Source organism: Pseudomonas sp. FEN (assembly GCF_904067045.1).
Taxonomy (GTDB): domain Bacteria; phylum Pseudomonadota; class Gammaproteobacteria; order Pseudomonadales; family Pseudomonadaceae; genus Aquipseudomonas.
Window position 1 is genome coordinate 136,348 of the sequence record NZ_CAJFDC010000016.1, and the last position, 12,359, is coordinate 148,706.

The 12,359-nt window shown below is 62.7% G+C and carries 12 protein-coding genes; 6 read left to right on the forward strand and 6 right to left on the reverse strand.

Annotated elements, in window-relative coordinates:
- The first annotated feature begins 96 nt into the window (after positions 1-96).
- The 5 genes from PFEN_RS19490 (at position 97) to PFEN_RS19510 (ending at position 3,358) form a co-directional block, all read left to right on the forward strand.
- Positions 97-660, forward strand: a complete 564-nt coding sequence (locus PFEN_RS19490) for a TetR/AcrR family transcriptional regulator (protein WP_191488438.1) — start codon at positions 97-99, stop codon at positions 658-660.
- Between the two features lie 113 nt (positions 661-773).
- Positions 774-1,253, forward strand: coding sequence for a DUF1348 family protein (locus tag PFEN_RS19495; RefSeq protein ID WP_191488439.1), 480 nt, complete (start codon positions 774-776; stop codon positions 1,251-1,253).
- Positions 1,254-1,481: 228 nt separating this feature from the next.
- Positions 1,482-2,024, forward strand: a complete 543-nt coding sequence (locus tag PFEN_RS19500; RefSeq protein WP_191488440.1) for a tetratricopeptide repeat protein — start codon at positions 1,482-1,484, stop codon at positions 2,022-2,024.
- Between the two features lie 54 nt (positions 2,025-2,078).
- Positions 2,079-2,576, forward strand: a complete 498-nt coding sequence (locus PFEN_RS19505) for an RNA polymerase sigma factor (RefSeq protein ID WP_191488441.1) — start codon at positions 2,079-2,081, stop codon at positions 2,574-2,576.
- Entirely contained in the window at positions 2,573-3,358 is a 786-nt protein-coding gene (locus tag PFEN_RS19510; RefSeq protein WP_191488442.1) for an anti-sigma factor family protein, read from the forward strand. Before PFEN_RS19505 ends, PFEN_RS19510 begins: the two co-directional genes overlap by 4 nt.
- Positions 3,359-3,490: 132 nt before the next feature.
- On the opposite strand, the gene PFEN_RS19515 is transcribed toward PFEN_RS19510, so the two are convergent.
- From PFEN_RS19515 to PFEN_RS19530, 4 genes are all read right to left on the reverse strand, one after another.
- Positions 3,491-5,170, reverse strand: coding sequence for a SulP family inorganic anion transporter (locus PFEN_RS19515; RefSeq protein ID WP_191488443.1), 1,680 nt, complete (start codon positions 5,168-5,170; stop codon positions 3,491-3,493).
- On the reverse strand, positions 5,163-5,780 hold the full coding sequence (locus PFEN_RS19520; protein WP_191488444.1) for a ParB-like protein: 618 nt from the start codon (positions 5,778-5,780) through the stop codon (positions 5,163-5,165). The genes PFEN_RS19515 and PFEN_RS19520 overlap by 8 nt, the downstream gene beginning before the upstream one ends.
- A gap of 228 nt (positions 5,781-6,008) precedes the next feature.
- On the reverse strand, positions 6,009-7,154 hold the full coding sequence (locus PFEN_RS19525) for a glycerate kinase (RefSeq protein WP_191488445.1): 1,146 nt from the start codon (positions 7,152-7,154) through the stop codon (positions 6,009-6,011).
- Positions 7,155-7,308: 154 nt separating this feature from the next.
- The gene (locus tag PFEN_RS19530) at positions 7,309-8,418 is read right to left on the reverse strand and encodes a sugar diacid recognition domain-containing protein (RefSeq protein WP_191488446.1); all 1,110 of its coding nucleotides are present in this window, start codon (positions 8,416-8,418) and stop codon (positions 7,309-7,311) included.
- Positions 8,419-8,591: 173 nt separating this feature from the next.
- Between PFEN_RS19530 and PFEN_RS19535 the strand changes: the two genes are divergently transcribed.
- Positions 8,592-9,905 carry an MFS transporter gene (locus tag PFEN_RS19535; RefSeq protein WP_191488447.1) on the forward strand — a complete coding sequence of 438 codons (1,314 nt, stop codon included), beginning with the start codon at positions 8,592-8,594 and terminating at the stop codon, positions 9,903-9,905.
- Between the two features lie 73 nt (positions 9,906-9,978).
- Here the strand turns inward: PFEN_RS19535 and PFEN_RS19540 are convergent, their stop codons facing one another.
- On the reverse strand, positions 9,979-10,212 hold the full coding sequence (locus tag PFEN_RS19540; protein WP_191488448.1) for a hypothetical protein: 234 nt from the start codon (positions 10,210-10,212) through the stop codon (positions 9,979-9,981).
- A 191-nt stretch (positions 10,213-10,403) separates the two neighbouring features.
- Positions 10,404-12,209: a sensor domain-containing phosphodiesterase gene (locus PFEN_RS19545; protein WP_224771011.1), complete on the reverse strand. Its 1,806-nt coding sequence runs from the start codon at positions 12,207-12,209 to the stop codon at positions 10,404-10,406.
- Between the last annotated feature and the right edge of the window lie 150 nt (positions 12,210-12,359).

Consider the following 12,359-nt stretch of genomic DNA (forward strand, 5'->3'; position numbering starts at 1 on the left):
ATTTTCAGGCCCCCAACCCTTGCCTCGCACGCTTTTCACGGATTGTTTTGAACAAGACGATTGACGATGGAGAACGATCGTTCTACTCTCCTTCCCATGAACGAAATCACTCCGAATCAGACCCGCGAAAACCTGCTGGATACCACTGAGCAGTTGATCTATCAGAGTGGCATCCATGCCACCGGCATCGATCTTCTGGTACGAACCTCCGGCGTGGCGCGCAAAAGCCTCTACAAGTACTTCGGTACCAAGGACGAGCTGACCCTGGAAGCCTTGCGCCGTCGAGATATCCGCTGGATGCAGTGGTATCGCGGCGAGGTCGATCAGGCCCCCAGCTCCGGCGAGCGCTTGCTCGCCCTGTTCAGCGTGCTGGGCGGCTGGTTCGCCAGCGAGGGCTTTCGCGGCTGCGCCTTTATCAATACCGCCGGTGAAACGGGCGACCCCCAGGACCCGGTGCGTCAACTGGCCAAGGAACATAAACAGAAGTTGCTCGACTATGTGGTCGAGCTCTGTGAAGCACATGGCATCGCCGATCCCCAGGCAACCGGCAAACAGTTGCTGATCCTGATCGACGGCGCCATTACCGTTGCACTGGTCATGGGTGACCTCGGTGCAGCCGATAATGCGCAATGCATGGCGCGAACGTTATTGGCGCTCTGAGTCGCGCCCCGAATCGCCACTACGCTCTGGATGAGCGAGTGGCCGACGGGCCCGCGACCACTTGACCCAAGCGCGACAACTAGTCTGAACCCTACTCAATTGGAGACATTGCCATGTCATCTGACGCTGACGTTCGCCCGCCACTTCCCCCCTTCACCCGTGAATCGGCGATCGAGAAGGTCCGCCTGGCCGAAGACGGCTGGAACTCCCGGGACCCGGAACGGGTATCGCTGGCCTATACCCTGGACACCCAATGGCGTAACCGCGCCGAATTCGCCCATAACCGCGAGGAAGCCAAGGGTTTCCTGGCCCGCAAGTGGGCCAAGGAACTGGATTACCGCCTGATCAAGGAACTCTGGGCCTTTACCGACAACCGCATCGCCGTGCGCTACGCCTATGAATGGCATGACGACTCGGGCAACTGGTTCCGTTCCTATGGCAACGAAAACTGGGAGTTCGACCAGAACGGCCTGATGTCCAACCGCTATGCCTGCATCAACGACCTGCCAATCAAGGCCTCGGAGCGCAAGTTCCACTGGCCGCTGGGACGTCGTCCAGACGATCACCCCGGGCTTTCGGCGCTGGGACTGTAACTCAACACCCGATCATTCCTGCCCTCGGGTGGGAATGATCGTCTTTGCAAAAAATTCGCCGGGGGAACATTTTTTCCACGGCGATGAATAAATTCCGCGCCCCGGGTGTTCAAGCCACAGCAGCAATCACGACTGTTTGCGACATGCCGTCGATAATAATTTTCAGCAGCCGTGCATAGAACCCGCTACACAAGCGTTTACTACCCTGCAGACACCGGAGTATTGCCGATGAACATTCGTACAGCTACCTTCGCGGTTCCCTTGCTGATTGCCAGTTGCCTGAGCGTTGCCCTGTCGAGCACGCCAGCATTCGCGTCAGGCGAAAAAACCGAATCCATGCCACCGATCTGCCCCAAGGGCCAGGTCTGGAACAAAGCCAAGAAAGCCTGCATCCCTCTGGTCAGCGGCCTGACGCCCGACGAAGACCGCGCCGACTACGCTTATCGCCTGGCCAAGGACGGTCAGTACCAGGAGGCCCTGGACCTGCTCGACACCCTCAAGCAGCCCAATACCGCCAAGGCCCTGAACTATCGCGGCTACGCCACCCGCAAACTGGGCCGCACCGACGAAGGCATCGGCTATTATCTGCAGGCTGTGAAGCTGGACCCGGCCTACGCCCAGGTACGTGAATACCTCGGCGAAGCCTATGTAATCAAAGGTCGCATCGACCTGGCCCAGGCGCAGTTGCAGACCATCAAGTCGCTCTGCGGCACCGGTTGCGAGGAATATGAAGACCTGGCCGACGCCATCGCGCACCCGACCCAGAGCTGATCACCGTTAAAGGCGGAGGTTGTCATCGCCAGCGACAAGGAAATACGCACCGAGATGGGCCAGCACCTGCCGCGCCTGTGGCGTTACGCGCTGGTATTGTCGTGCCAGCGGCATCTCGCCGAAGACCTGGTGCAGGCCACCTGTGTCCGCGCCCTGGAGCGAGGCGAACAGTTCGTCTCGGGCACGCGCATGGATCGTTGGTTGCTGAGCATCCTGCATTCGATCTGGCTCAATGAAGTGCGCTCCCAGCGGGTTCGCCGGGGCCAGGGCCAGGTGGATGCCGACCAAGCGCTGAGCTTCGACGGCGAACAGGTGGCGCAGACCCACGTCCTGGCCGCGCAGGTCATCAAACGCGTCGATGCCCTGCCCGACGCCCAGCGCGAAACGGTATTTCTCGCCTATGTCGAAGGCCTGTCCTACAAGGAAGTGGCGCAGGTGCTCGAGGTGCCCATCGGCACGGTCATGAGCCGACTGGCCGCCGCGCGCGTGAAGCTGGCGGAACATCCACCCCTGCGTGCCGTGCCCAGCACAAACAGCGGAGAACGGCGATGACCGACCAGCTTTCGCACTACACCCCGACCGATGAACAACTGGTGGCCTTTCTCGATGACGAAGTGGATGCCGAGGAGCGCAACCGGATCGAAGCCGCCCTTGCCCATGACGAAGCCGTGGCCGAACGTCTCGAGTGGTTGATGCGCAGCGAGCTGCCGTTCCAGGAGACCTATGACGAGCTGCTCGAACAGGCGCCCCGGGCCCGATTGACGGCGATGCTCGCGACGCTGCCGGCACACCAGGCAGCGGCGCCCATGAGTCGGCGCGGTTTCCTCGCCGTGGCCGCCAGTTTCATGCTCGCGGGAATTGCCGCGGATCGGCTGTTCCAGGCCTGGCGCACGCCCGCGCCGCCCAGCGACAGCAACTGGCGCGGGCTGGTGGCTGACTATATGGCGCTCTACACGGCGCAAACCCTGGAAAACCTGCCCGGCGACGAAGCGGCTCACCGGGCCCAGTTGCAGGGTGTCAAACAGCGCCTGGGGTTGACGCTTGAACCGGTCCAGGTGCAACTGCCGGTCGTGCAACTCAAGCGCGCACAGATGCTGGAGTACGAACAGACACCGATTGCCCAGATCAACTACCTGGACCCTCGGCACGGACCGTTGGCGTTGTGCATCACCCGTTCGCAAACCGGTGCCCGGGCCGTCGCGCAGGAAGTCCGCCATGGCATGAACGTGGTGTTCTGGTCCGGGCCGACCTATGCCTACATGCTGATCGGACACAACCCGGTGGCGGAGCTGAACAACATGGCTGATCTGCTCAGACAGCGTTTCGCCAGTTGAACCAGGCGCGCCGTGCCAGCGATGAGCCAGCTGTACCGCCGCTATCGCCAGCAAGCTGGCTCCTACCGGGACCTGGGTACGACAATGATCAGCGGTCGACCCCAGGCCGTGATGGGAGCAGGCTCGGCAGAATCAGTGCCCGTCGACAGTCTCGAGTGGTTGATTCACCTGCTGCACCACCGCATACACGCTCAAGTCACTGAGCGTCACCTGTGCCAGTGTCTCGGCCGGCATCGCCAGCAAGGCCTGGTGCGCCTCGTGCTTCAAGCGTGCGAACAACAGACGCTTGCCCTCGGCCTGGAAGCGCACGATGAAGTCCTGCAGGGCTTCCAGGCTGGTGCCGTCCAGATCCGGTGATTCCTCCAGGCTGAGGATCACCGAATGCACCGCCGCGCCTTGCTGGCGAACCAGCCGCGAGACGCTGCCGAGGATACGTTCGGCGTTGGCGAAAAACAGTGGCTCGCCCGGCCGCACAATCAGCAATCCGGGCACCTCCCGTGCCAGCGGATGCAACTGGCAATCGACGAAATCATGGCCGTCGGCGATATGCCCAAGCACCTGGATGGACGCCGAGGACATTTGTCGCAACATCAGCATCAGGCTGATCGCCACCGCCGCCAGCAAGCCGTCCAGCACCCCGAGCGCCAGCACCGCGGCCACCGCGCAGATCGCCAGGAAGCGATCCCGGCGCCAGACGAAGTAACGATGCAAGGGCTCCAGGCTCAGGGCGCGGGTCAAGGCATGGATCACGATGGCCGCCAGCACCGGCGCCGGCGTCAGGGCGATCAGCGGCAACAGGGTCAGCACGATCAGCAGCACCACCAAGGCCGCCACCACGCCAGCCATTCGCGAGGTGGCGCCGGCGGCCTCATTCGCCGAGGTCGCGGAGTAGCCGGCGCCGGTGGGCATGCCATGGAACAGCCCGGACAGCAGGTTGGCACCACCCAGCACCAACAAGTCGCGGTTGGATGTCACCCGGTCACCATGCTTGAGGGCAAAGGCGCTGATGGAACCGTAGGACTCGGCGTAGAGAATCATCACCATGGCAAAGCCCAGTTCCACCAGCTTCAGCCAGTCGGCGAACAGCAGGCGCGGCAGCGACGGCACTGTCGGTTGCAAATCGATCACACCAATCAGGCTGACGCCGTAGCTGGGCAGGTCCAGCCACTTGCCGGCGGCGACGCCAAGCATCACCACCAACAACCCGCCCGGCAGGCGCCGGTAGCGGCCCATGACCGAGAGCAGCACCAGGGCCACGCACGCCACGGCGGCACCGGCCCAGTTCCAGCGCGGCAACTGGCCAAGCAGTTCGGGGACGAAGTGAATCAGGTCGCCGTGGCTGGGATGCACATCGACGATGCTCGCGACCTGTTTGAGGATGATGGTCACCGCCAGGCCGAAGGCAAAGCCCCGCAACACCGGTTTGGCAATGAACGAGGTGACGCTGCCCAACTTGAACAGCCCCGCGAGCAGGAACATCAGGCCGGTGATCATCACCAGGCCGATGGCCATGATCAGGCGCAGCGCCATGTCGGGGCCGGCCACCGAGGCAGTGGCCGCCGCCAACACCGCGGCCGACGACGAAGTGGCGGAGACAATCGCATAACGGCTGGTGCCGAACAGGCCGTAGCACAGCAGCCCGGCGAAGAGCGCGATGACCCCGGCCTGGGGCGGCACGTTGGCGATACTCGAATAGGCGACCGCTTCGGGCAGCAACAGACCGGCAATCGACAGCCCGGCGATGAGATCTGTCCAACCGCGTTTGGATTCGCTGGCAGGCACGGCAATGGATGGCTTGGACGGATCAGGCATCGATCGGACCACTCCAACCCGGCAGGTAACGGGCAGCCTGACTGCGCGCCAGTTTCAGCGCGGTTTCCTGCACCTGCTCGCTCCGCGCGCTGATTTCAGTGGCGGCAATGCGCGTACGGAAGAAGTCGGCCCAGAGAAACTCGCTGAAGGGCGTGACATCCTTGGCAAAACCACCGGCTCGGCGCAAGGCCCCCGCCAGGCTGCGATAGGGATCGTCCTGCAGGTCGCTGATACGCTCGGGCACCTTGTCGTAACCGCGACGGATGCCCTTGGCATCGTAGGGATGGACCCACTGGTGGAAATCCATGATGGTCCAGAAGCTGGCGGGCTCGACGAACGAAAGGTCCTTGAGCACCACCAACGACACCGTCTTCACCTCCTCCTGCATCAGGGCCAGGCCGAAATGATGGTGATCGACGATGTAGTGGCGGCCTTCAGGCCCGAGGACGCAGGGAAACCAGTGATTATCGAGGGCGGCGGCGCGTTCCTTGCGTTTGAGTTGCTGCCACTGGGCTTGCTTGAGGGCGACCTCTTGCAGGCCGACAGTGACTTGGGTGGGATGCAGTTTTGCAAGCTTTGCGCTGATCAGTTGCGGGCGGGCACGAGCCATTGAACATCTCCAGGCAGACAAGTCCGAAAGCTTGGACTGAGCGCAAGCTTAGCCCTGAATGGGCTAAGGAAACACCACGCATCATCATTCTTCATCGCCAGGTCGATGACCCTGTAGGAGCCAGCTTGCTGGCGATACGATCTGCTGATCAACATCAGCGTCGCCTGAAAAGTCGCCATCGCCAGCAAGCTGGCTCCTACAAGGCGATCCAGCGTTCACAGCAATGCGTCAGCTCCGCGAATCGGCCGCCAGCTTCCAGACCCGGGCAATGTCCCCGGCCCGCGCACTCAGCAGGCGTGGCGCCTCGCGACAAGCCTGTTCCAGGCTCATGGGCCCGGGCACCAGGGCAAAGGCCGCATCGACCCCGTGCTCATACATCTGCTCATAGCCTTCGCCGAGGGTGCCCGCCAGCACGATCACCGGCACGCCCTGCTCGCGGGCAATCCGCGCCACGCCGAACGGGGTCTTGCCGCGCAGGGTCTGGGCATCGAAGCGACCCTCGCCGGTAATCACCAGGTCGGCACCGCGCACCGCGTCGGCCAGGCCCACCAGTTCCGCCACCACCTCGACGCCGGGACGAAAGCGTGCCCCAAGGAAGGCCTTGGCCGCGAAGCCCAGGCCGCCCGCCGCGCCACTGCCCGGCTCGTCGCGCCTGTCGTGGCCCAGCACCTGCGCGCACAGGTCGGCAAAATGCCCAAGGGCCGCATCCAGCTCACGCACCTGGGCCGGCGTCGCGCCTTTCTGCGGGCCGAAGATCGCCGAGGCGCCATGCTCGCCGCACAGCGGATTGTTCACGTCGGCGGCAATCTCGAAACTTACCCGGGCAAGCCGCGGATCGACACCGTCGAGCGTTACCCGCGCGACCCCGGCCAGGGCCAGGCCACCCGGTTGCACGACCTGCCCGCGGACCTCGAACAAGCCGACGCCCAGGGCCTGCAAGGCGCCGGCGCCGGCATCGTTGGTGGCGCTGCCGCCAATGGCCAGGATGATACGTTGTGCCCCGGCATCCAGGGCCGCGCGGATCAACTCGCCGGTACCGAAGGTGCTGGTGATGCAAGCGTCGCGCTGACCGCTCGGAACCAACTGCAAGCCACTGGCCTCGGCCATCTCGATGATTGCCGTGGCGGTGGCCGGCAACCAGCCCCAATGCGCGTCCACCGGAGTGCCCAGGGGACCACGCACCCGTGCCTGGCGCAACTCGCCGTTGCACGCCGCCAGCACCGAGGCCACCGTGCCTTCGCCGCCGTCGGCCATCGGGCATTGAATCAACCGCGCCGCCGGCAGGACCCGCGCCAGGCCTTCGGCAATCGCCTGGGCCACGCCTTCGGCACTGAGGCTGTCCTTGAACGAATCGGGGGCGATGATGATTTTCATGGGGATGATCTCCAGTTCTTGTGGCGTCCATGCTGCCAGTTGAAACAGGGAATGACGCCAGTCCGCCGCACAAGCCCGGACGGGCTTTATTGTTCACTCCCACAAACCGGCTCATCCGCGACCGGCGCAATCCCCTGCAGGAGCCAGCTGGCTCCTACAAGGGCGATTCGCGGTGCGGCAGCAATTGCACCCCCAGGTACAATGCCAGCATTCCGTCCAGACGCAACGGGTCGACACCGCTGACCTCGGCGATCCGCTCCATCCGGTAGCGCAGGCTGTTGCGGTGGATCCCCAGCGCCTCGGCACAGGCCTGGCTCTGGCCATCATGCTCGCACCAACTGCGCAGGGTAGCGAGCAACTGGCCGTTACTGTCCTTGGCGATCACCTTGCGCAACGGCTTGAGCAGTTCCTCCAGGGCGTCGTCGCTACGATGCCGCCAGAGCATCACCGGCAAGCGATAGCGATTGAGGTGCAGCAGGCGGCTATGGGGCAGGACCTCCCGCCCATAGGCCAGCAAATCACCGACTCGCCGATAGCAACGGCGCAAACCGTGCAAACCGTCAGCCTGCCCGCCCGCGGCGACTCGGGCGACTTTCCAGCCCAGGCTGTCGAGTTTCTCCAGCAGGCGCTGATCGTCCAGGACCACGGTCGCCGGCCGACACCACAATAGCGAGGCGGTCGAGGCGCTCACACACCAACTGTCGGGATAACGCGATTGCAGCCAGGCCATCAGCGCTTCGGCACTCTGCCCCGGGTCCAGCTCGAACAGGTAGGGAATACGCGACAATTGCGGCTTGAGCCCCATCTGCCGGGCCTCGTCGATCAAGCGCGGCGAGTCGCCTTCATCACTGAGTAACAAGGCCAGCAGATCGTCACAACGTTGGCGCCGCCATTGTTGTTCCGCTTGCTGGTGACGTTGGCCCACCAACATCTCGGCGGTCATCCGCACCAACTCGGCGTAGGTACGCAATTGCTCCGGCTCACCGCTAATGCCCAGTACGCCGATCAGCCGTTCGTCATGCAACAACGGCAGGTTGATCCCCGGCTGCACGCCCTTCAGGCACTTGGCCGCCTGCTCATCGATCGCCACCACCCGACCGTTGGCCAGCACCAGTTGCGCGCCTTCGTGGCGGGTATTGATCCGCTCCGGCTCGCCACTGCCCAGGATCAGGCCCTGGCTGTCCATGACATTGACGTTGTACGGCAGAATGGCCATCGTCCGGTCGACGATATCCTGCGCAAGGTCATGGTCCAGCTCGAACATAGCGGTAAGGTCCTTGGTTCAGATGGGGCGGCAAGCCTTTGTTCAGCAGCACAGGGTACACCGGCAAACCCTGTGCACCAGCACAAAGACAGCCAGGCTGGGGTGACCGAGACTCATAGGGCGATCAACGTTACCCTTGCATCGCAAAAAAATCATAATAAAGAGAGACCGCCATGTCACAGAGTGCCGCGTTATCCCAGGCCAGCGCTGACTTGAAAGACGCCGTATACAAGCGCATCACCCTGCGCCTGATTCCCTTCATCTTCATCTGCTACCTGTTCAACTACCTCGACCGGGTCAATGTTGGATTCGCCAAGCTGCAGATGCTCGACGCATTGAAGTTCAGCGAAACCATCTATGGCCTCGGGGCCGGGATTTTCTTTATCGGCTACGTGTTGTGCGGCGTACCGAGCAACCTGGCGTTGAACCGCTTCGGTCCACGGCGCTGGATCGCGCTGATGATGATTACCTGGGGGATGTTGTCCAGCGGTCTGCTGTTCGTCAGTACGCCGACCCAGTTCTACAGCCTGCGCCTGTTCACCGGGGCCGCCGAAGCCGGGTTCTTCCCGGGTGTGGTGCTGTACCTCTCGCAGTGGTTCCCAAGTTTCCGCCGTGGGCGGATCATGGCCCTGTTCATGTCGGCGATCCCGGTCTCGGGCCTGCTCGGCAGCCCTTTCTCCGGCTGGATCCTCAACCACTTTGGCGCCGGCCAGGGCGGACTCGCTGGCTGGCAGTGGATGTTCCTGTTGCAGGGTATTCCGACCATTGCCTTGGGCATTGGGGCGTTTTTTCTGCTCGCGGACAAGTTTGCCAACGCCAAGTGGCTGACCACCGAGGAGCGCGCCGTACTGGAAGCCGACCAGGCGTTCGATGCGGCCAACAAGCCGAAAACCGTCAGCGACTCGCTCGGGGAAGTGTTCAAGAACCCGGCCATCTGGGCGTTCGGCCTGATCTACTTCTGCATCCAGAGCGGTGTCTACGCCATCAACTTCTGGCTGCCGTCGATCATCAAGAACCTGGGTTTTGCCGACAATCTGGTGATCGGCTGGCTCAGCGCGATTCCCTACCTGCTGGCGGCGCTGTTCATGTTGCTGGTGGGGCGCTCCGCCGACCTGCGCAAGGAACGCCGTTGGCACCTGGTGATACCGATGCTGATGGGCGCCATCGGCCTGTTGATCGCGGTCAACTTCGCCACCTCGCCGGCCATCGCGATTCTCGGCCTGACGATTGCGACCATGGGCGCCCTTACCGGCCTGCCGATGTTCTGGCCGGTGCCTACCGCCCTGCTCAGCGCTGGCGCGGCGGCCGGCGGCTTGGCGCTGATCAATTCCATGGGCCAGATGGCCGGTTTCCTCAGCCCGTACCTGGTCGGTTGGGTCAAGGATGCCAGCGGCTCCACCGACGCCGCCTTGTATGTATTGGCCGCGGTGATCGTCGCTGGCAGCCTGTTGGCCCTGCGCATGACCCGCACCTTGCGTGCGCCGTGAAGCGGCGCCAATGAAAAAGCCCGAGGTTCGACATCGCTGTCGCCCTCGGGCTCGTCGCCCCCAATAAATACTGTCAGGCGGTGGCGTTCACACTCACGCTTTGAATCGCGGCGCTCTTCTTGGCTTTCTTGTGTTTTTTGTGCTTTTTCTTCGCAGCAAGCTGCATGTCGCCCTTCTCGGCGGTGACCTTCTGGGTTTGGGTCGTCGGCGCCACCTGCGCCTGCGCCATCACCATCGGGACCACGCCCGCCTGGGCAACGACGATCGCCATGGCCAGCGCCTTAAGACGTTTCGAATTGAGCATCATGTCTCTCCATCTTGAACGGGGTTATGTCCTGATGGCCACTACAGCAGCACCCGCCGGACAAGCGGGCTCCTTGGCTATATATGACTTTAGACCGAGCCGCGGTAACAACTTGTCATAATTAACAGTTCCGACGAACGGTCAGAGCATTGCCACGCGTCGGGCGCGTCCCTCGCGGGGTCTGAAGAACGCCGTCAACCGGCCTTCAGAGGGAAACGATCCAGCGCCGCCTGCTGGAAATAACGCACCTCTTCGACCGGCCTGGAAAGAAAGTAACCCTGCGCTTCGTCGCAGCCGAAGTGCTTGAGTATTTCCAGGCAAGCGAAACTTTCCACCCCCTCGGCCACCGTTCGATAGCCCAGGTCCCGGGCCACGCCGATGATCGACTTCGCGACCCGTTGATGCTGGGCGCTGTGCTCCAGGTCGAAAATCATCGACTGGTCGAGCTTGAGGATATTGGCCGGGATCTTGTGCAGATAAGAGAAGTTGCTATAGCCCGTGCCGAAATCGTCGATGGCCACATCGACCCCCATATTTCTCAGTTGCTGGAGCTGCTCGATGACCCCGGCGCTGGAACGCAGCCACTCGCCTTCGGTAATTTCCACTTCAAGCATTGCCGGGTCGACCCCGTGGGCGGCGCAGCGTTGCACGATCAGATCGGCCACGTTGCGCCCATAAAAATCCCGGGATGACAGGTTGAGCGAGATTTTCTTGTCCTGAGCGTAGCCCGTGCGGGCGATCAGCGTCACGACCCGCTCGATCACCCAGTCCGTCACCGAATGGATCAGCGAGCTTTTCTCGACAATCGGAATGAACTCCGCCGGAGAGATAAAGCCATGCTGTCGATGATTCCAACGAATCAGCGCCTCGGCACTGACATGCGCGCCATCGCGCAACAAGAACCGGGGCTGGTAGACCAGGAACACATCATCGGACTTCAGGGCCGGCGTAATGTCCGGCAGCAGGCTGAACAGACGCCGAAACACCGCATCGTCGTGCCGGTTGTAATAGGCATAGGGCTGGCCTTTCTGCCGCGCGGTCTCCAGAGCGAACAGGCCCTTGCGCAGCAATTCCCGGGCCGTGTCCGAGTCGTTCTCGAACTCCAGCAACCCCGCACAAACCGTGGGAACCATCGGCAGATTCTCGCTGATGGGCGCTCGCCGCAGCCAATCCACCAGGCGGGGCAAAAAGCCGCGGGCCTCATCGGCGTCCATCTGCATCGTGAAGGCAAACCCCTTGACCGTCACGTGATAGATCTTGATGCCCGTGCCGATAAACGCCTGGATGCGCGAGGCCATATCCCCCAGCACCGCTTCGAAGGGCAGCATGCCCTCCGCCACCGTCAACCGATGCGCCCAATCCGTGTCCAGGGCATCGACCGTGACCAACACTCTCTTGCGCGCATCGCCGGCCTGGAGCAAGCCCTGCAGGTCGGAAAGAAACTGCGTGCGATTGGGCAAGCCGCTGACCGCATCCACGCGTTTGAGCAGGTGCTGGCGCTCGATCAGTTGCATGATCAGCGCGGCGAAATCCTCAAGGGCGGCGTGGTCGGCCGGCGTCAATGTGTGCGAGACGGTATCCTGGATGCAGACGCTGCCAATGGCGTAGCCGCCTTCCGTGCGCAAGGGCGCACCGGCATAAAACCTCAGGCCATCCTCACCCTTGACCTGGGGGAAATCCGCGAAGCGAGGGTCCAGGTGGGCGTTATCCACTACGAACACGCCGCTCTGGCGGATCGTGTGGGCGCCGAACGACAGTTCCAGCCCCGGTGTTTCCCGACCGGAAAAGCCTGTGGTGGCCAGGAAACACTGCCGGTCCTTGTCGATCAGGCTGACAATCGCCACCGGCGCCTGAAATCGCGAGGCGACCAAGCGACAGATCCGCTCGAAACACTCTTCGCGTGCTACGTCCATCAAGTCGAACGCATGCAGGGCGGCGAGCCGCTCCTCTTCTTCGCGATCGCGCAACAACATCTGCTCAACTGTCGTGAGTTTTCTCATCAGTACCCATAGTCGTCAATCTGACTCGTTCGCTCGGCCATACTCGGATGGCCTTTTGCCGTCGATCATTGCGCGGGCATCGAATAATATCCAGACAAATACGACCAACGTCTGACCGGGCGCAAATGATGTTGACGCTGGGGCGCCCCT